The organism is Sphingobium sp. TomMM7A (genome assembly GCF_055397305.1).
On record NZ_AP027312.1, the window covers coordinates 795,336 to 816,197 of the forward strand.

General features: G+C 60.9%; 15 protein-coding genes and 2 pseudogenes. 7 read left to right on the plus strand and 10 right to left on the minus strand.

Features of this window, described 5'->3' with window-relative positions; genetic code table 11:
* Positions 1-24 precede the first annotated feature (24 nt).
* From ACZ5ZH_RS16310 to ACZ5ZH_RS16325, 4 genes are all read left to right on the plus strand, one after another.
* Complete coding sequence (locus tag ACZ5ZH_RS16310; protein WP_464773029.1) at positions 25-1,305, plus strand: CmpA/NrtA family ABC transporter substrate-binding protein; 1,281 nt, start codon at positions 25-27, stop codon at positions 1,303-1,305.
* Between the two features lie 15 nt (positions 1,306-1,320).
* Complete coding sequence (ntrB, locus tag ACZ5ZH_RS16315; protein WP_464773030.1) at positions 1,321-2,286, plus strand: nitrate ABC transporter permease; 966 nt, start codon at positions 1,321-1,323, stop codon at positions 2,284-2,286.
* 15 nt (positions 2,287-2,301) lie between these two features.
* Entirely contained in the window at positions 2,302-3,105 is an 804-nt protein-coding gene (locus ACZ5ZH_RS16320) for an ABC transporter ATP-binding protein (protein ID WP_460989077.1), read from the plus strand.
* Between the two features lie 84 nt (positions 3,106-3,189).
* Complete coding sequence (locus ACZ5ZH_RS16325) at positions 3,190-4,461, plus strand: alginate export family protein (RefSeq protein ID WP_464773031.1); 1,272 nt, start codon at positions 3,190-3,192, stop codon at positions 4,459-4,461.
* Between the two features lie 223 nt (positions 4,462-4,684).
* Here ACZ5ZH_RS16325 and ACZ5ZH_RS16330 read toward each other — a convergent pair whose 3' ends face one another.
* The 4 genes and pseudogenes from ACZ5ZH_RS16330 to ACZ5ZH_RS16345 all read right to left on the minus strand — a co-directional run.
* Positions 4,685-7,018, minus strand: a complete 2,334-nt coding sequence (locus ACZ5ZH_RS16330; protein WP_464773032.1) for a heavy metal translocating P-type ATPase — start codon at positions 7,016-7,018, stop codon at positions 4,685-4,687.
* A gap of 176 nt (positions 7,019-7,194) precedes the next feature.
* Positions 7,195-8,046, minus strand: coding sequence for an S-formylglutathione hydrolase (gene fghA / locus ACZ5ZH_RS16335; protein ID WP_464773033.1), 852 nt, complete (start codon positions 8,044-8,046; stop codon positions 7,195-7,197).
* Positions 8,047-8,140: 94 nt separating this feature from the next.
* Positions 8,141-9,253 (minus strand): S-(hydroxymethyl)glutathione dehydrogenase/class III alcohol dehydrogenase, encoded by a 1,113-nt coding sequence (locus ACZ5ZH_RS16340; RefSeq protein ID WP_464773034.1) that lies wholly within the window; start codon positions 9,251-9,253, stop codon positions 8,141-8,143.
* Between the two features lie 290 nt (positions 9,254-9,543).
* A pseudogene (locus ACZ5ZH_RS16345) lies at positions 9,544-9,924 on the minus strand (helix-turn-helix domain-containing protein); the annotation flags it as partial.
* Here ACZ5ZH_RS16345 and ACZ5ZH_RS16350 point away from each other — a divergent pair.
* A pseudogene (locus tag ACZ5ZH_RS16350) lies at positions 9,924-10,069 on the plus strand (IS5/IS1182 family transposase); the annotation flags it as partial. The pseudogenes ACZ5ZH_RS16345 and ACZ5ZH_RS16350 sit on opposite strands and share 1 nt — an antisense overlap.
* Before the next feature lie 86 nt (positions 10,070-10,155).
* On the opposite strand, the gene ACZ5ZH_RS16355 reads toward ACZ5ZH_RS16350, so the two are convergent.
* Positions 10,156-11,037 carry a helix-turn-helix transcriptional regulator gene (locus ACZ5ZH_RS16355; protein WP_464773035.1) on the minus strand — a complete coding sequence of 294 codons (882 nt, stop codon included), beginning with the start codon at positions 11,035-11,037 and terminating at the stop codon, positions 10,156-10,158.
* Between the two features lie 72 nt (positions 11,038-11,109).
* Positions 11,110-12,027, minus strand: coding sequence for a LysR family transcriptional regulator (locus ACZ5ZH_RS16360; RefSeq protein WP_464773036.1), 918 nt, complete (start codon positions 12,025-12,027; stop codon positions 11,110-11,112).
* Positions 12,028-12,163: 136 nt separating this feature from the next.
* Between ACZ5ZH_RS16360 and gabT the strand changes: the two genes are divergently transcribed.
* The gene (gene gabT, locus ACZ5ZH_RS16365) at positions 12,164-13,450 is read left to right on the plus strand and encodes a 4-aminobutyrate--2-oxoglutarate transaminase (protein WP_464773037.1); all 1,287 of its coding nucleotides are present in this window, start codon (positions 12,164-12,166) and stop codon (positions 13,448-13,450) included.
* Positions 13,447-14,913 (plus strand): NAD-dependent succinate-semialdehyde dehydrogenase, encoded by a 1,467-nt coding sequence (locus ACZ5ZH_RS16370; protein WP_449469319.1) that lies wholly within the window; start codon positions 13,447-13,449, stop codon positions 14,911-14,913. Before gabT ends, ACZ5ZH_RS16370 begins: the two co-directional genes overlap by 4 nt.
* A gap of 137 nt (positions 14,914-15,050) precedes the next feature.
* Here the strand turns inward: ACZ5ZH_RS16370 and ACZ5ZH_RS16375 are convergent, their stop codons facing one another.
* From ACZ5ZH_RS16375 to mprF, 4 genes are all read right to left on the minus strand, one after another.
* Entirely contained in the window at positions 15,051-15,938 is an 888-nt protein-coding gene (locus tag ACZ5ZH_RS16375) for an MlaA family lipoprotein (RefSeq protein ID WP_460989068.1), read from the minus strand.
* A gap of 229 nt (positions 15,939-16,167) precedes the next feature.
* Entirely contained in the window at positions 16,168-17,571 is a 1,404-nt protein-coding gene (locus ACZ5ZH_RS16380; protein WP_460989067.1) for a sensor histidine kinase, read from the minus strand.
* Positions 17,571-18,254 carry a winged helix-turn-helix domain-containing protein gene (locus ACZ5ZH_RS16385; RefSeq protein WP_460989066.1) on the minus strand — a complete coding sequence of 228 codons (684 nt, stop codon included), beginning with the start codon at positions 18,252-18,254 and terminating at the stop codon, positions 17,571-17,573. The genes ACZ5ZH_RS16380 and ACZ5ZH_RS16385 overlap by 1 nt, the downstream gene beginning before the upstream one ends.
* A 7-nt stretch (positions 18,255-18,261) precedes the next feature.
* On the minus strand, positions 18,262-20,862 hold the full coding sequence (gene mprF, locus ACZ5ZH_RS16390; protein ID WP_464773039.1) for a bifunctional lysylphosphatidylglycerol flippase/synthetase MprF: 2,601 nt from the start codon (positions 20,860-20,862) through the stop codon (positions 18,262-18,264).

Sequence of the window (20,862 nt, forward strand, 5' to 3'; positions counted from 1 at the left end):
CACAACAGGGAAGGAATTTGGGGAATGGCAGAGGTGGACAATCCGAATGGCGTCAGTCGGCGCGGGCTGCTCAAGACGACCGGAACTGCGGCCCTTTTTGCCGCAGTGCAACAGGCATTTCCGTCCGGCGCCTTTGCTGCTGGAGCCGGGCCGGAAGTAACCGGCGCCAAGCTCGGCTTCATTGCGCTGACGGATGCGGCGCCGCTGATCATTGCCAAGGAACTGGGCCTTTTCGCCAAATATGGCATGCCTGATGTGCAGGTCACGAAGCAGGCGAGTTGGGGCGCGACGCGGGACAATCTGGTGTTGGGCAGCGCCGCTGGCGGCATTGATGGCGCGCATATCCTGACCCCCATGCCCTATCTTTTGACGCTGGGCCGGATCGGCAAGGCAACGCCAATGAGCATTCTTGCCCGCCTCAACGTCAACGGCCAGGGCATTTCGGTGTCCAAGGAATATCTGGGTGCCAAGGCCGATATCAACGCCGCCAAGATAAAGGGCGTGATCGCGCAGCGCAAGGGCGCGGGCAAGAAGATCACCATGGCCATGACCTTCCCCGGCGGGACGCATGACCTGTGGATCCGCTATTGGCTGGCGGCGGGCGGCATCGATCCCGACAAGGATGTGGAATTGATCACCATTCCGCCGGCGCAGATGGTCGCGAACATGAAGGCGGACACGATGGACGCCTTCTGCGTGGGTGAGCCGTGGAACGACCAGTTGGTCGCGCAACAACTGGGCTATACCGCCGTATCGACTGGCCAGATGTGGATGAACCATCCCGAAAAAAGCTTTGCGATGCGTTCCGACTGGGTCGCCAAATATCCCCGCGCAGCGTTGGCGATCACGGCGGCAGTGCTGGAGGCGCAGCGCTGGGCCGACAATCCGAACAATGTCACGCGACTTGCCGGGGCTATCGCTGGCCGCGATTATCTGAAATGTCCGATCACCGACATTGCCGACCGGTTGCAGGGGAATTTCGCCATGGGCGACGGGCGGAAATATCCGAATGCACCGTTCAAGATGAAGTTCTGGAACGGCTATGCCAGCTTCCCTTACAAGAGCCATGACCTGTGGTTCCTGACCGAAGAGCAGCGCTGGGGCAAGCTGCCCATGACGCTCGACACCACGGGCACGATCGCCAAGGTCAACCGATCCGACATCTGGCGCAAGGCGGCCGCGATGCTGGGGGGCAAGGGTCCGGCCAGTGACAGCCGCGGTGTCGAGAAATTCTTCGACGGCAAGACATTCAATCCCGCCAATCCCAAGGCCTATCTGGCCAGCCTGGCGATCAAGCGCGTCTGATTGAGGGAGAAAGCCATGGCTTCACCGTCATCCAACGGCAAAAGCGTACCGTCGGCTTCGGCCGCCGGTGCCGCTACAGCCGCCACCGAATTGGGGGTCATCCTGCCCTATCCTGAAGAAGCGATTGCGCGCCGCAGTTTCGAACCAGTCGCGGCGCCAGTCCATCCGCTGGTGAAGGCGGCGCGGACCGTGGTCGCCACTGTTCTGCCGACGCTGGTGATGCTGGTCGGGTTGCTCGCCTTCTGGCAGCTGCTGTGCAGTTCACCCGACACGACCTTCCCCAGCCCGCTCAAGGTCTGGCAGGAAAGTCATGAGGTGATCGTCCATCCGTTCAAGGGCGTGGACGTCGGCCTCACCCATTTCAGCATTCAGGACGGCGGCGATGTCGGCATTGCTGGGCATGTGCTGACCAGCCTCAGCCGTGTGCTGATCGGTTACAGCCTGGCCTCGATCGTCGGCGTGGCGCTGGGCATTTTGATTGGGCAGAGCATATTTGCCTTCCGGGCGCTCGATCCGCTGTTCCAGGTGCTACGGACAGTACCGCCGCTGGCATGGCTGCCGATCAGCCTCGCCATTTTCCAGCAGGCGCAGCCCTCGGCGATCTTCCTGATCTTCATCACCGCAATCTGGCCGGTCATCCTGAATACCGCCGCGGGCGTGCAAACCATTCCGGTGGCCTATCGCAATGTCGCCAAGGTGCTGGCGCTCAATCCAATCGAATATTTTACCCGCATCATGCTGCCTGCCACGGTGCCGCACATGTTCACCGGCCTGCGCATCGGCGTCGGCATGAGCTGGCTCGCCATCGTGGCGGCTGAAATGGTGCAGGGCGGCACCGGCGTCGGCTTCTTCATCTGGGACAGTTACAACAGTTCGCTGCTAACCGACACCATCGTGGCGCTGATCTGGATCGGGCTGGTGGGCTTTGCGCTGGACCGCATCGTCGCCTTTGCGGGCCGCATCATCGGCCGCGCAGGCTGAACAAGGGAGGCGTTCATGAAACAACGCAGCTATCTCGCACTAGAAGGCATCACCGTCGAATTTCCGACCAAGGCGGGACGCTTCTGCGCGCTCGACGGAATCGATCTGGAAGTTGAAAAGGGACAGTTTGTCGCGCTGATCGGCCATTCGGGCTGCGGCAAGTCGACCCTGCTCAATGCCGTGGCGGGCCTGGTCAAGCCGACGCGCGGCGCCATCTTCCTAGATGGGGAAGTGGTGGATGCGCCGGGACCGGATCGGGCGGTGGTCTTTCAGGACCATTCGCTGCTGCCCTGGTTGACGGTCGAGGAAAATGTGCGGCTGGCGGTCGACAAGACGGCGCAGGGCAAGAGCAAGGCCGAACGCAAGGATTGGGTCATGCATAATCTGGAACTGGTCCAGATGGCGCATGCCCCCGCCAAGCGGCCGGGCGAGCTTTCGGGCGGCATGAAACAGCGCGTCGGCATTGCCCGTGCTATCGCCATGAACCCCCGCGTGCTGTTGATGGACGAACCGTTCGGCGCGCTCGACGCGCTGACGCGAGCCGCGTTGCAGGATGTGGTCATGGATTTGCAGGCGCGGCTCAACAACACCGTGTTGATGATCACCCATGACGTGGATGAAGCCGTGCTGTTGGCGGACCGGGTGGTGATGATGACCAACGGCCCGGCGGCGCGCATCGGTGAGGATCGCACCATCGCGCTCGCCAGGCCGCGCAACCGGCTCGAAGCCATCGATACGCCCGAATATGCCGAGGCGCGATCGGCCGTCATCCACTTCCTGCACGAGCGCTACCGCAATCCAGCAACGCTCGCCGCCTGAGATTTCACCAACAATAGTCCAGCTTGGAGAGGATGCTCTGAAAAGGCCGAAAAAAGCCATCGGGAGCAATTTTAAGGGGGATTTATGGGTAGAATTTCATTTCTGTTGTCGGCAACGGCCTTGACTGCCATCGCAGGACCGGCGCTGGCGCAGGACATTGTGTTCAAGCCGATCATCGAGGCGCGTCTGCGGTATGAGACGGTGGACCAGGATGGTCCTGCGCCGCTCACCAGCAGCCGCGATGCCGATGCGGTGACTGTGCGTCTGCGCGCGGGTGGCGAGATTTCCAAGGGGCCGTTCGCCTTCCTGGCCGAGGGGGAAGGCACGCTGGCGATCGACGAGGATTATAACAGCGGCGTCAATGGCAAGACGCTCTATCCGGTGGTGCCAGACCCGGAAAATGTCGAGCTGAACCGCCTCCAGCTCCAGTATCGCACCAAGCCGCTAGTGGTGACGGTCGGGCGTCAGCGGATCAATCTGGACGATCAGCGTTTCGTCGGATCGGTCGCCTGGCGCCAGAATGAACAGACGTTCGATGCCGTGCGCATCGAATATATGGGCGTCAAAAATCTGAAGGTCGACGTGACCTACGCCATTTCAGCCCGGACCATCTGGGGCATCGACGGCGGCAAGTTCGGCGCGACCAACCGGCCGACCCAAATCGACGGCGACGATATCTTCGCCAATGTTTCGTACAAGACCAAGTACGGCACGCTGACCGGCTTTGCCTATCTGGTCGATGAGGATGAAGCCGTGGCGGCGCTGCGCCGGAACAGCAGCCAGACCTATGGTGCGCGGTTCGCGGGCGCGATGCCGCTGTCGAAGAAGGTGAAGCTCAGCTACCTCGCCAGCTATGCGCATCAAAGCGACTATAGCGGCAATCCTGTCGATTATTCGGCGGATTACGCTGCAGCGGAACTGGGGCTGGATGTCGCTGCGTTCAAGCTGACCGGCGGATATGAACTGCTCGGCTCCGATGCGGGCGCGACGGGGATTGCTGGCGGCTTCGCCTTCCAGACGCCCTTCGCGACGCTGCATAAGTTCAACGGCTGGGCCGACAAGTTCCTGACGACGCCGGGGACGGGCATTCAGGACTATTATGCGGGCATCGGCTATACCGTGCCCAAGATTGGCCAGGCGGGGCCGCTTGTCGCGTCCTTCACCTATCATCATTTCAGCAGCGACCGGCTGTCGATCCATTATGGCGACGAGTATAATGCGCAGGTCACGCTGAAGATTAACAAGCATCTAAACGCGCTCGTCAAATATGCCGATTATGATCGCAAGGGTGTCGCCAGCTTCACCGGTGACGCTGACACGAAGAAATTCTGGGCGCAGATCGACTACGCGCTCTGAACGGATAGCTGACTATTTCAGGCGCGCGACTTCTGGTTCGACCGACATCCCCGTGAGCGAGTTTCGTGAAACGTGGGACACAAGGTTGGCACGGAGCGCGCGCCCAAACCCCGCCCAATCTGGGCAATCCGCTTCTTTCTGATTAAAATGGACGGATCCGGGATCGGGTAGGCTCCTTTCCGAAATACGCTGACAGAGATTTTGGAAAACCGTCCGTCCATGTTCATAGAGTTTGTCTGTTCAGCCTCAGAGCATTGGTGACGACGCTGACGGATGACAGCGCCATCACCGCCGCTGCAATCATGGGTGAAAGCAGGATGCCGAATAGCGGATAGAGCAGGCCCGCCGCGATCGGGATGCCGGCAGCATTGTAGATGAAGGCGAAGGCGAGGTTTTGCCGGATATTCGACATGGTCGCCCGACTAAGTAGGCGGGCACGCACGATGCCGTTGAGGTCGCCCTTGAGCAAGGTCACGCCTGCGCTCTCGATGGCGACATCTGTTCCAGAGCCCATGGCTATGCCGACATCGGCGGCGGCAAGGGCTGGAGCGTCGTTCACGCCATCACCGGCCATGGCGACCACCCGGCCCTCACTCTTGAGCTTGGCGATGACCGCGCTCTTTTGATCGGGCAGCACGTCCGCCTCGACTTCGTCGATGCCCAGCCGTGCCGCCACCGCCTGCGCCGTTGTCTTGTTGTCGCCGGTCAGCATCACGACGCGGATTCCCTCTTTACGCAGTGCGGCGAGCGCTTCCGGGGTGGTCTGCTTGACGGGATCTGCGATGGCAATAATGCCAGCCGCTTCGCCGTCGATACCAACGAAGATCGCAGTTGCGCCGTCCCTCCGCAGATCGTCAGCGGCAGCGGCGAGCGCACTGGTATCGACGCCCTGATAATCAAGAAATGACGCGTTGCCCAGGACGATCCTGCGCCCTTCGACGATGCCGGTCGCTCCGCGTCCGGTCGGAGAATCGAACGCGCCAACCTCGGGCAAGACCATCGACCGGCCCCGGGCGGCTTCGACAATGGCAAGAGCAAGCGGATGCTCCGAAGCCCGTTCGACCGAGGCGGCGAAGCGTAGTAACTCAGCCTCCATCTGGCCCGCAGTCGGCACTATGGCGGTCACCGCGGGACGCCCTTGCGTAAGCGTGCCGGTCTTGTCGACGACCAGTGTGTCGACCTTCTCCATATGCTCCAGCGCCTCGGCATTCTTGATGAGAACGCCCAGGCCCGCGCCCCGGCCCACGCCCACCATGATAGACATCGGGGTTGCCAGGCCCAGCGCACAGGGGCAGGCGATAATGAGTACCGCAACAGCCGCGACGAGACCGTAGGCGAAGCGAGGCTCCGGCCCCCAGATACCCCAACCGGCGAAAGCAAGGACAGCGACGGCGATGACGACCGGCACGAACCAGCCCGAAACCTGATCGGCCATACGCTGGATCGGCGCGCGCGACCGCTGTGCCTCGGCGACCATCTGCACGATGCGAGCCAGCATCGTGTCGCGGCCAACCTTGGTCGCCACGACGACAAGCGCGCCGGTCTGGTTGAGTGTACCGCCGATGACGCTGTCGCCCTTGGCCTTGGTGACCGGCATGGATTCTCCCGTCACCATGGACTCGTCCAGTGATGAACGTCCGTCCTCGACGGTGCCATCTACCGGCACCTTTTCGCCCGGTCGTACCCGAAGACGGTCGCCGACGCCGACGAGATCAAGACTGACCTCCTCATCCTCGCCATTTGCGAGCAGACGGCGGGCCGTCTTGGGCGCAAGGCGGAGAAGTGCCTTGATCGCACCTGACGTTCGCTCGCGCGCGCGCAGTTCGAGAAGCTGGCCAAGCAGGACGAGCACAGTGATCACCGCCGCAGCCTCGAAATACACGGCCACCATGCCATCGGCGTTGCGGAAGGCTGGAGGGAACAGCTCGGGGGCCAGTGCAGCGACCATGCTGTAAGCCCATGCGACACCCGTGCCCATGGCAATCAGGGTGAACATGTTCAGGTTGCGGCTCTTGAGTGAGGCCCAGCCCCGCGTAAAAAACGGCCATCCGGCCCAAAGCACGACGGGCGTCGCCAGCACTAGCTGAATCCCCGTTGAAACCGGCATGGGCACGAAATGATGAAGAGCGGGAAACAGATGCCCGCCCATTTCCAGCACGAACACGGGAAAGGCGAGGATGAGGCCAATCCAGAAGCGACGTGTCATGTCAGCCAGTTCCGGACTAGGGCCGATCTCCGCGCGCGTCATTTCCGGTTCGAGAGCCATGCCGCAGATCGGACAGGCGCCGGGATGATCCTGTCGCACTTCCGGATGCATTGGGCAGGTCCAGATAGTGCCCTCGGGATTGGCGTTCGGGATGGGCGGCGTTCCGCCGATATGGCGTAGGGGATCGGCCGCGAACTTTGCCTGGCACTTGCTGCTGCAAAAATAGAAAGTCTTGCCGCCATGCTCGGCGCGATGTGCAGTGCCATGCGGATCGACCGTCATACCGCAGACGGGATCGCGCACGTCCTGCTCCACCATGGAGGGGTGATGATCGTGACGGGCATGGTCCATCTCAATTCCTCGTCTGATCTACGTCCCTGCTTCTCCACGGCATGTTGAAGTCAATAAGCCAAGGCCGAGGCTTTTACGCCGATAGTGACATCACGCTCATCGCTACAGCGGCAAGCCCGACTGTGTCGCGGCGGAGCGCTTCTTACACATCGAATATCGGTTGAACTATCTGCGGTTCATTTATGAAAAGCCAAACGTGACGCGTGCCAATGGAGATGATCTGCCATGAAGGTGGAAATGAAGTAATAGCTGTGATCATACCCTTCTCGAATGTTGAGGGTGAGATCGATATTCGCTGCGGCGCAGGCGTCCTTCAGCAGATGCGGGCGCAGTTCCTGATCCAGAAACATGTCTGCCCCGCCTTGGTCTACCAGCAGCGCGCTGACCCTCGCGCCGTCCTCGATCAAGGCTACCGCATCATGCTTCCGCCAGGCGTTGCGGTCGTTGCCGAGATATCCTGACAAAGCCTTCTGCCCCCACGGAACCTGACTTGGGGCAACGATGGGGGCGAAGGCAGAAACTGCCGCATATCGATCCGGGTGGCGCAGTCCGATGGTCAGGGCGCCATGACCGCCCATCGAATGGCCCATGATCGACTGCCGGGTCATATCGGCGGGGAAATTGTCCGCGATCACTCGCGGCAGTTCGTCTGTAAGATAGGACCACATCTTATAATGGCGGTTGTAGGGCGCTTCGGTCGCATCGACGTAGAAACCCGCGCCAAGGCCGAAATCATAAGCGCCCGCCGGATCGTCCGGCACATCATTGCCGCGCGGCGATGTATCGGGCGCTACGAAGATCAGGCCAAGATCGGCGCATGCGCGGCGAAACTCGCCCTTTTCCGTCACATTTGCGTGGGTGCAGGTCAGCCCGGACAGATACCAGACAATGGGGAGCTTCCGCCCTTCCGCCTGTGGTGGAACGAAGACCGAAAAGGTCATCTCCGTTCCGGTCGCGCTCGACGCGTGCTTGTACACGCCTTGCACGCCTTCGAACGAACGACTGGCGCTGACCTGCTCTATGCTCATTGGTCAGTGCCCGCCGGATCGCGAAAGAGGGCGACGTCGCCATCGTCGGAGATTACTGCCATCTGGATATTCCGCTCCCGTTGACGCTGTGTTTTCAGAAAAGGACCACCGACCTGATGCTTTCGCCCGCGTGCATGAGGTCAAAGCCTTTGTTGATTTCATCCAGCGTCAGAAGATGGGTGATCATCGGGTCGATCTGAATATGCCCGTTCATGTACCAGTCGACGATCTTGGGAACATCGGTCCGGCCTTTCGCGCCGCCGAAAGCCGTCCCCTTCCAGACCCGGCCGGTGACGAGCTGGAACGGGCGGGTGCTGATTTCCTTCCCGGCCTCAGCCACGCCGATGATGATGCTTTCACCCCAGCCGCGATGGCAGCATTCCAACGCCGTGCGCATGACTTCGGTGTTGCCGGTGGCGTCGAAGCTATAGTCGGCCCCGCCATCCGTGACCTCAAGGATCTTCGCCACGGTTTCGTCACGCGAAAGGCCCTTGCTGTTGATGAAATGGGTCATGCCAAACTTGCGGCCCCACTCCTCACGGTCGGCATTGATGTCGATGCCGATGATCTTGCCCGCGCCCACCATCTTGGCGCCCTGGATCACATTGAGGCCGATGCCGCCAAGGCCGAAGACGACCACATTCTCGCCCGCCTTCACCTTTGCGGTGTTGACGACCGCGCCGACCCCAGTGGTGACGCCGCAGCCAATATAGCAGCTCGACTGGAACGGCGCGTCCTCCCTGATTTTCGCCACCGCGATTTCCGGCAGAACGGTGAAGTTGGAGAAGGTCGAGCAGCCCATATAGTGGAAGATCGGCTGCCCCTTGTAGGAAAAGCGGGTCGTGCCATCGGGCATGAGGCCCTTGCCCTGGGTGGCGCGGATGGCGGTACACAGGTTGGTCTTGCCCGAGAGGCAGCTTTTGCACTGGCGGCATTCCGGGGTGTATAGGGGGATGACGTGATCGCCGGGCTTTACGGACGTTACGCCGACCCCGACCTCCCGAACTATCCCTGCCCCCTCATGGCCCAGGATCGAGGGGAAGATGCCTTCGCTGTCGAAACCATCGAGCGTGTAGGCATCCGTGTGGCAGATCCCCGTCGCCATGATTTCCACCAGGACCTCGCTAGCCTTTGGTCCCTCCAGGTCCAGCTCCACTATCTCAAGGGGCTTTTTGGCTTCGAAAGCGACGGCGGCGCGGGTTTTCATTGAATTTCCTCGATCCGAAATGACATTGCGCCTCTTAGCACTAGGCCAATAAGGCGGTAATAGGGTTTTTCCTCAGTACACTATTGCGTGGGAGGGATAGTTATGTCGTCCTGGGACGGGTTCGACGAATTTCTGGCTGTGGCGTCCACAGGGTCGTTCACGCGCGCAGCCCAGTTGATCGGCATTGTCCGTCGTCAGAACATTCGGCACACGTCTCGTCGTAATTAGCGGAGTGCCGATCCGTCTGGGTTTTGATGTCAGGCGGCGAGCTTGCGGTGTTGCAAGCGCCGATACATCCAGCCCCACCCGATGATCTTGAAGTAGGTGAAGTCGGTTTGCCACATCTCGTTCGGCCAGGTGGTCTTGGTATGGAACTGATCAGCGGCCTTGATCGCGACATAAGCCGCGCTGGTGATCAGGTCATGGGCCTTCAAAAGGCGGTAAACCAAGGCTTCCGACACGAAGTAGCGTTTTTCGTCGGTGAAGCGCACCGCCAGTTCGCGTGGTGACAACTCGCTGTAATCCAGCGCCATCTCGACGATCTGATGCTGGATATCGTCGCCGATGCGGTTCCACACCCGGCTTGACGCCGATGGCCGATCTTCCAGCGCTTCCGGCCCGCCTTCGACGAAGCGATCATACCAGCGATAGAACGTCCGACGGGCAATACCGCAATCTCGTCGAACGCTTCTTCAGCAAACTCAAGCAGTTCCGCGCGGTGCCACCCGATACGACAAGCGCGACGACAACTTCCTCGCCTCAGTCCAACTCGCTTCCATCCGCATATGGTTGCGACATAATGAATCGGCCCCCTGAGGCATTTTCGAAGCAGATGGCATCATCTTCTGGCTCGGAAAATGCGGAAAACAAAAGACAAATAGAGCACGAGCAGTCAGGGCAAGTCAGTTGCTGCGGGGCACCTGCCCATATTGGAGCAACGGATCGGCATCCAGGCCGACATTCACTTCCCCAACCACGTCGATGAACAGCGAAAACAGCTCCGCCATCGAACTGATATCCAGCTTGGCGTAAATATTCCTCCGATGCACCTTCGCCGTGCCCTCGGCCATTTTCAGCCGTTTGGCGATCACATCTATCGGATATCCCCTAAGCATCATCTGAACGACTTCGAACTCCCGATCGGTCAACAAGGAACGGCCGAAATTATCGCGGGCTCTTTTCAGATCGTCGTGCAGCTTCACTTCTTCGGGCGAAGGAGGAACAAATAGTTTCGGATCGGCAAAATGTCGCCAGCTCGAAGAAAGCGTACCGAAGACAATCGGAGCAATCGCCTTGGCCAGTTCCAATTCCTCATCCGAATAACGCCCCGCATCACGGGACCGGGCGAAAGAAAGCAATATGTGCCCACCCTGCCCCTCCGACATGCAATAGCACATCTCGTCGACAAGATCGGTGTCGACATAGTGCCGAACGAAAAAATCGCTCGTTTGAAAATCATCCTGATCCACCACGTCCTTAAGACTGATCGCCTGATTTTCGATGGACCGCTCAATGGCGAGATAGAATGGATCGGTAAGGTAAAATCCGTTTTTATAGTCGTTGATCTGCTGCTGCCTGACAGATTTGGACGTACGATGTTCCACGACCTCTGGCCCTACATTTTCGCGAAAATGAAACAGCATCATCTCATCTGATCGGAGCGCGGCCGAGAACAGGTCAAACAGCGCCTCTGCTCTCGCCTTACCTTCCAAAGCGATAAGCTGGGCGATCTTGCCATTCCACTCAGGGGAAGCCAGATATTCCAGTGACAACATTTCAGACATTTCCCCCTGCCCTGACTTCAAAACGAAACATGTTCAGGCAAACGCGTCCCGGCCAGCCTGTCGAAGACGCGCTCAATATGCCGGGTCCGCACTGAATTGCGCCGCGAGCCAGCGTCTGAAACGGACGATTGATGGGTCCGACCACCGATTGGCGGGACCCCTGAAAACATAGGCTCCCAGTGTCACAGGCGCGAATTCCTTTTCACGAGGCACCACCTTCACCAGTCTACCCGCCGCAAGATCTTCGGCAATGAGATAGTGATTGCCAAGCGCGATCCCCTGCCCCGCGCGCGCGGCGGCCAGCGCCAGATGAGCATGGCCGTATCTGCCGGTCGGGATGTTCGGCGGAAGATCGATAGATTGCGCCTTCATCCACATGCGCCATTCCACATCACTGCGTTCCTCGATCAGCGGCAATGTAGCCAGGTCTTCCGCCGAACGGATCTTGTCGCCCCAGCGAGAAACGAACATCGGCGAGGCCAACGGAAAGACATGCGGCCTCGCCAGTTCAAGCGTTCTCACCCCACGCTTCCGGTCCAGCGTCTGGCTATCGCCAATATATCGAATATCGCCATCAACGGCGTTGTTCGAAAGGTCAAGGAGACCTTCTTCGGATCGAAGATCGACCGGCGGCATTCCGTTTCGACCCGAAGACATTGCGAGCCGCGTAGCCAGCCAATGCAATGCCAACCCCCCGACGCAGGATATTACGAGCTTGCCATCGGTCCTGCCCTGAACGGCATCCGTTGCTTCCCTCAATTCATTGAAAACCTTCACCAAACGGCCATGATAATCAACGCCGACCGCTGTCAGCTGCCCGCTTTCCCGGTCCAGCAAGGTAACGCCCAGGCGCTCTTCCAGCCCCCTTACGTGACGGCTGACTATGGCATGGCTCACGCCAAGGGCCTTCGCTGCGCGCCGAATACCGCCCAATCGGCCCACTGCCTCAAAGGCCCTGAGAGCGGAGAAAGGAGGCAATGGTGAATTCATCGCGTTCAGCCATAGGAGTAGATGGTGACCTCAGGTTACCAAAGCGGCCGCCGAAAGCAACTGCTTCCGGACGGCGGAATCCCCTAATGTGTCAGCATCAAGACAGATTCCAGAAACCATTATTGAAGGTCGTCAGATGCGGAACGCCGAATATAACGCCCGTCGCAAGGAAGCCATCCCGCAGGGCGTCGCCACCGCCACCAATATTATCGCAAGCAGGGCCGAGAACGCCACCATCTGGGATGTCGAAGGCAATGCCTATATCGATTTTGCGGGCGGGATCGCGGTTCTCAACGTGGGCCATCGTCACCCCAGGGTGATCGCGGCGGTTCGCGACCAGATCGACAAATACACGCACACGGCATTTCAGGTGGTTGCCTATCCGCCTTATATCGAATTGGCTGAGCGGCTGAACGCTTTGGCGCCCGTCGATGGCGATGCCAAAACCATCTTTTTCACGACCGGCGCGGAAGCGACCGAAAACGCAGTCAAGATCGCACGCGCAGCCACCGGGCGCCCCGGCATCATCGCCTTTGCGGGCGGCTTCCATGGCCGGACCCTGCTGACGTCTGCCATGACCGGCAAGGTTTCGCCCTACAAGAAGGGCCTTGGACCCTTTCCTGGGGAAATCTACCATCTCCCCTATCCCAGCCGGACCACAGGGGTCAGCGTTGAGGAAACGCTCAAGGCTCTCAATTTCCTGTTCGCGGCCGACATCGAACCAGAACGTATCGCGGCCTTCATTATCGAGCCGGTTCAGGGCGAAGGCGGCTTTCACAGCCCGCCGCCTGAATTTTTCCAGGCGCTGGATGATATCCGTCGCCGTCATGGCATATTGGTGATCGCGGATGAGGTTCAGACCGGCTTCGGGCGAACCGGCAAGATGTTCGGCATCGAACATATGCCGATCAAGCCCGACCTCCTTACCGTCGCGAAGTCGCTAGGCGGAGGCTTTCCGATTTCCGGGGTCATAGGACGCGCTGATGTGATGGACGTCATCGGCCCGGGCGGTCTGGGGGGCACCTATGGCGGCTCTCCCGTCGGGCTGGCTGCAGCCTTGGCCGTGCTGGATGTTATCGAGGATGAACGTCTCCTCGACCGTGCCAATGTCATCGGCCACAGAATTCGGGAACGCATTACGCAGTTCGCTGGGAACAAGAATCTGGTGAAGATCACCGGCCTGCGCGGCCCCGGGGCGATGATTGCCTTCGACATCGTCGATGAACATGGCCAGCCCGACGGCGTTGAGGCAAAGCGCGTCTGCTCTCGCGCGCTCGAACAAGGGCTGATATTGCTAAGCTGCGGCCAGTCCGGTCAGGCTATAAGGATATTGGTGCCGCTAACTGTTGAGGACGAAACATTGGAGCAAGGCCTGAATATTCTGGAGAAGGCGCTGACAGTTTCCGCGAGGGAGGTGGCGTGACCTTCCCTCACACTCTCTCTCGGCCCGGCCTGCTCAAGGAAGCGGCTTTCATCGACGGGCAGTGGGTCGAGGGAGCGGCGAAGATCGCCGTCACCAATCCCGCGGACGGCTCTGAATTGGGGACTGTGCCCAATTTGGGCGCGGACGAAACAAAACAGGCGGTTGCTTCCGCCTGGCGGGCGCAAGTCGATTGGCGCAAGCTGGCTGCAAAGGCGCGCGGCGCCATATTGCGGCGCTGGGGCGAACTGATGCTCACGCACCAAGACGATCTGGCCACAATTTTGACGCTGGAGCAGGGCAAGCCTTTTGCCGAGGCCAAAGGCGAGGTCGCCTATGCAGCGTCTTTTCTGGAATGGTTCGCGGAGGAAGCACGCCGGATCAATGGCGAACTGATCCAGCCGCACGCATCCGATCGCCGTCTGGCCGTACGTAAGGAGCCGGTTGGCGTCGTCGCCGCTGTCACGCCCTGGAACTTTCCCCTCGCCATGATCACGCGCAAGGCCGGACCCGCTTTGGCCGCCGGTTGCTCGATGGTGCTCAAGCCCTCCGAGCTCACACCCTTTTCGGCACTGGCGCTCGCCGTGTTGGCGGAGGAAGCCGGGGTGCCCGCCGGGATATTCAACGTCGTGACCGGCGATGCAGCGCCGATCGGGGAAATCCTGACCACGGACCCGCGAGTGCGAAAATTCACGTTTACGGGTTCGACGGGCGTGGGCAAAATGCTGGCGGCACGTTGCATGTCGACAGTGAAGCGTGTTTCCCTGGAACTAGGCGGCAACGCACCCTTCATCGTCTTCGATGACGCCGATGTCGAAAGCGCGGTTGAAGGCGCTCTTATGTCGAAATTTCGCAACACCGGCCAAACCTGCGTCTGCGCAAACCGCTTTCTGGTCCAGGACGGCATTTTCGAAGCCTTTGCAGAGCGCCTCGCCGAACGCGTCAGCCAATTTGTGGTGGGCGCGGGCATGAGCGGACCCACAGACCAAGGCCCCCTGATTGACGGGCGGGCAGTGGCCAAGGCCTCCGCTCATGTCGATGACGCAGTGACGCGTGGGGCGCATATTCTGACCGGCGGTCACGCGATCGAGGGCGAAGGCAATTTTTTCCTTCCCACGGTATTGGCGAATGTTTCCGCAGACGCGCTGCTTTGTAAGGAGGAAACTTTCGGCCCGGTCGCCGGTCTGGTACGGTTCCAAAGCGAGGCGGAGGCGATCGCGATGGCCAACGACACTCCGGCTGGCCTTGCCAGCTACGTCTACACGCGAGATCTGGATCGAAGCATCCGCGTTTCGGAAGCGCTGGAATATGGAATGGTCGGCCTTAACAGCGGACTGATCTCTACGGAGGTCGCGCCCTTCGGCGGCGTCAAGGAATCAGGTCTTGGGCGCGAAGGCTCCCACTGGGGCATCGATGACTATGTTGAATTGAAGTTGATCTGCACGGGCGTAAACAGCGCCTTCTGAACGCAGAAGGCGCTGCGCCGTATCTTCTATATTCTCGCGACATTCGCGGTGCGTCTCTTCACGCACACTGCCCCCGGCGCCGCTCAATTTGTGACACGATCCAGGTTGAGCGGCATCGAAGATCAGCAGAGCGCCTGTTATTGCGACGCCGCCCCACCTTCTCCCATCTGTCGCCCATAAACCGGCACCACGTCATCGCTCGCACGACCGTGCAGCGCCTCAATCTCCGCCTCACGCTGCTTCAGATACAGCTCGCGATACGCCGCATAAGGATCATCCTCCTTGCGGATTTTCTGGACGGTATCGTCAAAGGCAGCGCGCTCGCCAAGCTGGTTGAGGATCGTCGCCGGAATGACATATGCAGGCTTTGTGAAGGGCTTTCCGATCAGGAAAGGCACCGCCATCTTGTCCACCGTATCGCCGATGATATCGCGTAACGTGGTCGGCCCGACGATGGGCAGATACATATATGGCCCCGGACGTACGCCATAATAGCCAAGCACGTTGGCGAGACCGTTGGGCCGATAGGGCAGGAAAAAGGGCTTGCGCTTGGCGACGTCGAACAGGCCCGCGACCCCCAGCGTCGTGTTGATGGTGAAGCGCCCCACCGTTTCCACCGCCTTGCCGGGCTTCAGCTGGAGCATATAAGCGGCGAACACCACCGGCTCCTGCAAATTGGCGAAGAAGTTACGGAAGCCCTTCCGAACGGGCTTGGGCAGTCCCTTATTATAGGCCTTCGCCACTGGCTCGACCACGGCCTTGTCAACCGACTGAACCGCTTCAAAGCTTTTTGCATTGAGATGCTCAAGCGGGTCGCCCGGTGGGGCTCGATCTGCGCCGGTCACCACGATGTCGGTGGGCTGTTCCTCCGCGCCGTTTTCCGATTTGGGAGCCAAGGATATGTTCAGCGCGGCCGCAGCGCTTGCAACATCCACCGTCGGCGACGCCTCGGGTGGCGGCGCGTCGACCGTTGCCGCCTGTGCGCCCATCATCAACATTCCCGCGGCGATGCCCGGCAGCAGCATAGTCCAGTCCTTTGCAGCGGCCGATCGCCACATCCGGCTGGGCCATCGAAGTCCAGATCGCGTCGCGGTTCATTCCGTGAGTTGTCCAGCCCCGCGCGGGCTAAATGCGATATGGCGCGCCGTCAATAGACTGATTTCGTGGAAAAGCGGAGCACCTCCGGGAGCCATTCAGAACCAGGATGCCGCCCCGCTCTTATCGCTTTTCGCAATCCCAAAGATGGGGAAAATGCTAAATCGCCGACGCCGCTTGCGCAGCCTCACCGTCACTCGGCGAATAGGGGAACGACAGCGTGACAAGCAATCCGGGTTCCGCGTCACCCAGCACGAGCGCGCCGCCGTGGAGCCGCGCGACAGCGGCGGCGAGCGAAAGGCCAAGACCCGCGCCCGCGATGTGGCGGGACAGGTCCAACCGGGCAAAGCGGCTGAGCGCACGCTCGCGATGCTCCTCTGGAACGCCGGGACCATTGTCGGACACCTGGATCAACATCGATCCGGCTTCAAGGCGCGCGGAAAGCCCAATGCGATCGCCACCATATTTCAGCGCATTATCGATCAGGTTCGAAAGCGCCTGCCCCAGCATCTCTCGATTGGAAAACAGGAACAGGCCTGGTTCAGCCTCAACGGAAATGGTAACATCCCGGTCTTCCGCCAAGGCGCCGTACATGTCCTGAAAATCATGGAGCAGCGCAGCTATATCGACCGGCATGAAGCTGTCCCGGCCTATTCCGGCTTCGGCCCGGCTGATGAGCAGGGCGGTGTCCAGCATGCGCAGCAGCGTGTCGCTTTCCTCAACCGCGCGTTCAAGTGCGCTGACGCTGGCCTCATCATGACTTTGCTTGACCGCTCCGTCCAGCACGGCACGCAAGCGAGTGAGCGGCGAACGCAGGTCATGGGCAAGGCCGTCAGTCACCAGACGCAGTTCATCGACCAGCCCGGTAATCCGGTCCAACATGGCGTTGATCGCCTGGCCCAGCGTATCGAACATGTCTCCGCTGCCGGTCAGGGCGATGCGGCGTTCCATGTCGCCTGTTTTCACCGCGCTTGCCGTATCGGCCACGGCGTGCAGTCGCCTCCGCATGATGGAGGCCGAAAGCCAGGCGGCCCCCGCCGCAAGGGGAACCGCGATCAGGACAGCGCTCAACAGCGCGGCTTCCAGATAGCCGCCGAAACGCAGGTCGCTTTCCACCACATGTCCGGTCAGCAAGCGCGTGCCATCGGGAAAGCGGGTACTGACGATGCCCATGACCTGCGGATCGCCATGCTGGCGGGGAGCGTGCAGCAGATTCACCAAACGCCAGGATTCAGCCGTGCCGACATGATCGGGCCATTTATCGAGATTCCCCGCGATGCGGCGACCGTCGGGTCCCATGAGCAGCAGGATGGAGTCGCCAACCGGATCGGCGGCAATGCGGCTGCGCACCGTCGCCCCGGCGGCGGCTAATCCGGCAGCGGCGTAGGTGGCCGATATGTCGTCGCGCAGGCCGACCGCGATCTCGCGGCTGGCATGGTTGACTGACTGGCTAGTGAAGCGATGGACTGCCCAAAGCGACACCAGCACGCAGGCGATCTGCATCAGGAAGATCAGCAGAGCAAAGCGCCAGATGACCGAATAGCGCCAGCGCATGATGCGCATCAGCCATTCTCGCTCAGGCGATAGCCCGCGCCGCGCACCGTGTGGATCAACGGCCGCTCGCCATCTTCATCGATCTTGCGCCGCAAACGGCTGATATGGACGTCGATGACATTGGTGCCGGGATCGAAATGATAATCCCACACGCCCTCCAGCAACATGGTCCGCGTCACGACCTCGCCCCTGTGGCGCATCATATATTCGAGCAGGCGGAACTCGCGCGGTTGCAGGTCGACCGACCGGCTCCCGCGCATGGCCTTCCTTGAAAGCAGATCCACCTCCAGATCGCCGCATGTCAGCCGGGTTTCGGCCTGCCCTGCCTTCCCCCGCCGCAACATGATCCGCAGCCGCGCCAGCAATTCGGCGAAGGCAAACGGCTTGGCGAGATAATCATCCGATCCGCTGGTCAATCCCTTGACCCGTTCGTCAGCCGTCGCGAGCGCGGACAGGATCATGACCGGCGTCTCGATGCCCGCCGCTCGTAACGCCGCGAGCACGGCCATGCCATCCATGCCCGGCAGCATCCGGTCGAGGATGATGGCGTCATGGCTTGCCTCGGTCGCCATGAACAGTCCCTCCCGCCCATCCTCGGCGCGGTCGATGGTGAAGCCCTCTTCGGCAAGGCCCTTTGCGATATAGTCGGCCGTCGTGGCGTCATCCTCGACGAGCAGCACTTTGTAACTCATGGTCGCCCTATCGGACATCCAAAGCCCTCCGTCCAGCATTCCGCATCCGGCTGACGGCGCTTCTTGGCCCGCCTTCGATAAGGCGCTGAAGGTCCAGCATGGCCCGCAGCATCGACAACCCCTGCGGCCCGGCGATGAAGCGCGGCTCCCAGGACGGTGTGAACTTCGCCTTATAGGCGCGGAGGCCCTTGAAGCCGTAGAGGCTGCCGCCATGCTTGAAAATCAGCGCTCCCGCCTTCACCCAGATGGGCGAGAGCCGACGCGCCTCCAGTCCCGACAGCGGCGCCATGCCGAGCGTGAACCAACAGTAGCCTTGCGCCTTTCCCCAAAGCATGAGGCGGCAAAAGAGGAAGTCCATCATGCCCGCGGGCATGTCTGCATCATGCCGCATCAGGTCCACGGACAATTCCCCATGATCGGCGGTGGCCCATATGTTCGCAAAGGCGATGATCCTGCCCTCCCGTCGCACGACCGCACAATCGAAACGCTGCAAGTAGGCCGGGTCGAACCGGCCGACGCTGAACGCTTTTTCGGCACCCCCCTTGGCTTTGAGCCACCGGCGCGACACTGCTTCCATCTGATCGATCAGCAGGGCGACGTCAGCGGCTGGCACGATCTCGAAAGTCACGCCTTCCCCTTCGGCTCGGCGTAACGCGTGGCGGAATGGCTTGCCCTTGGGTCCGTCGATCGTGAAGCGAGACAGGTCGACGCGCGCCTCCTCCCCATATTTGACGAGCGACAGGCCAAGATCGATGGCAAGGGGCAGACCATCAAGGCTAAGCTGATAAAGCAGAAGCCGCCCCTGCGCCGCGTCCGCCCGCTCACGCAGTTCCCAAAGCAGGCTGCCCCATTCGCTCGGGTCCCCGACCGGGTCACTCATGACAATCCAGCTATGACCCTGAATCTGATACATCAGGAATGCCCTGCCCGATGGGGACGTCAGGAACAGCTTATCACCGGTCAGCGACAGGAACGCGTCGGTTTTCCGGGCTGACGCCAGCGCCTCCTGACTGGGGCTGGTCGAGATGACCGGCCCGGCGAAGGGCGATGCCGGACGGAGCAATTGCCACAAGGCCGCCCAAATCAGCAGGACGCCGGTCGCAAGGGCTGCGCGCAGGAAGCGGGATGCGTCATGGTGTCGACCGAACTGCCACCATAGGTCATTCTGATAATCGACATGCTTGAAAGCAAAGAAGCCGATCCAGACCGAAATGCCGATCGCCACCGCCAGCGCAATGATCCAGCCCGGCGCAAGCATGGCAGAGGTCAGGCTGGTCTTGCGGTAAAAGGCGGGACGGCTCCATTGCAACAGGCCGGTAATGACGATCAGGACCGCCGCTTCCTCATAATCCAGCCCCTTCATCAGGGAGAAGCCAGCCCCCGCCAGCAACAGCAGCCGGGTCAGCCAGAACGCGCCATCCTGCCGTCGGTAGAGGCCCGATGCGAGCAGCACCAGCATCGCCCCGATCATGCTGGCGGCCAGGTGAGACGCCTCGACAAAGGGCATAGGAAGGATGCTGCTCACGGCCCTGAACCGGGCCGGTATGGCGGGCAGCGATCCGGACACCAGCAGGACGATGCCACCGGCCGCCGCCAGCATCGCCAGAACCGCAGGGGCAATCTCCCGACCCAGACTTTCCGCTCCACTAAGCACGCGTCGAACCGGGCTTTGCCATGCGTGTCGTTCATGCAAAACTATAAGGAATGCCGCTGCCGCCAAGGGCAGCAGATAATAGACTAGGCGATAGGCGAGCAGCGCTGCGAACAGCGAAGGCCGCGCGACCTGCGGCACGGTAGCGAGGACCACGGCCTCGAACAGCCCGACGCCGCCCGGCACATGGCTGATCAAGGCGATGATGATGCCCAGCGTATAGGCCAGGAAGAAGGCCGGAAAGAGCGTGATGGCGATATGAGGCAGCAGCACAAACAGCGCCGCGCTAGACAGCGTGAGGTCAACACAGGCGATGCCGATCTGTGCCGCCGCCTGTCCGCGCGATGGCAACATGAGCGTCCATCCGAATAACCGGACGGGATGCGGCGTGCGCCTTAGCGCAGCCAAGGCCACCGCGACTCCCGCGAGCATGCAAAAGCCAAGCAGTTGGAGAGCCGAGGCATCAATGGGAAAAGCCTTGATGGCGATCGGCATCGGATCGACCGCCAGGAACAGAGCCGCCATCGTCATCACCCCACCCCAGAAGGACAGGCTGGCCGAAGCGATCACTCGGGCGACATCGCCCGGTCCCAATCCCGCCGCGCCATAGATGCGCATGCGCGCCGATCCGCCGGTCAGCAGCGAAAGCCCCAGATTGTGGCTGAGTGTGTAGCTGCAAAAGGATGCGAGCGCCGCCGTGCGCCAAGCGATCCGCTTGCCGATGATGCGCAGCGCCATATGGTCATACAGCGTCAGCGAAAGATAGCTGAGGATCGTCAGCGCCAATGCGCCGGCGAGCGCGCCCGGCGTGATGGCCCGGATCGCGCCGCGCAGGTCATGGCCATGCACCTCTGACAGGAGGTGGAACACCATCGCCAACCCTAAACCCATCATCATCAGGAGGAGCGCGACGGAAAGGGCGCGCCGATGTCTGGCAGAGGAGAGCGCCGCGATCAT

Bases quoted from the DNA above. Each gene is read 5' to 3' on its own strand.
- ACZ5ZH_RS16310 (WP_464773029.1), top strand. From the start codon at position 25: ATGGCAGAGGTGGACAATCCGAATGGCGTCAGTCGGCGCGGGCTGCTC.
- ntrB (WP_464773030.1), top strand. From the start codon at position 1,321: ATGGCTTCACCGTCATCCAACGGCAAAAGCGTACCGTCGGCTTCGGCC.
- ACZ5ZH_RS16320 (WP_460989077.1), top strand. From the start codon at position 2,302: ATGAAACAACGCAGCTATCTCGCACTAGAAGGCATCACCGTCGAATTT.
- ACZ5ZH_RS16325 (WP_464773031.1), top strand. From the start codon at position 3,190: ATGGGTAGAATTTCATTTCTGTTGTCGGCAACGGCCTTGACTGCCATC.
- ACZ5ZH_RS16330 (WP_464773032.1), bottom strand. From the start codon at position 7,018: ATGGACCATGCCCGTCACGATCATCACCCCTCCATGGTGGAGCAGGAC.
- fghA (WP_464773033.1), bottom strand. From the start codon at position 8,046: ATGAGCATAGAGCAGGTCAGCGCCAGTCGTTCGTTCGAAGGCGTGCAA.
- ACZ5ZH_RS16340 (WP_464773034.1), bottom strand. From the start codon at position 9,253: ATGAAAACCCGCGCCGCCGTCGCTTTCGAAGCCAAAAAGCCCCTTGAG.
- ACZ5ZH_RS16355 (WP_464773035.1), bottom strand. From the start codon at position 11,037: ATGTCTGAAATGTTGTCACTGGAATATCTGGCTTCCCCTGAGTGGAAT.
- ACZ5ZH_RS16360 (WP_464773036.1), bottom strand. From the start codon at position 12,027: ATGAATTCACCATTGCCTCCTTTCTCCGCTCTCAGGGCCTTTGAGGCA.
- gabT (WP_464773037.1), top strand. From the start codon at position 12,164: ATGCGGAACGCCGAATATAACGCCCGTCGCAAGGAAGCCATCCCGCAG.
- ACZ5ZH_RS16375 (WP_460989068.1), bottom strand. From the start codon at position 15,938: ATGCTGCTGCCGGGCATCGCCGCGGGAATGTTGATGATGGGCGCACAG.
- ACZ5ZH_RS16380 (WP_460989067.1), bottom strand. From the start codon at position 17,571: ATGCGCATCATGCGCTGGCGCTATTCGGTCATCTGGCGCTTTGCTCTG.
- ACZ5ZH_RS16385 (WP_460989066.1), bottom strand. From the start codon at position 18,254: ATGAGTTACAAAGTGCTGCTCGTCGAGGATGACGCCACGACGGCCGAC.
- mprF (WP_464773039.1), bottom strand. From the start codon at position 20,862: ATGATCGCGGCGCTCTCCTCTGCCAGACATCGGCGCGCCCTTTCCGTC.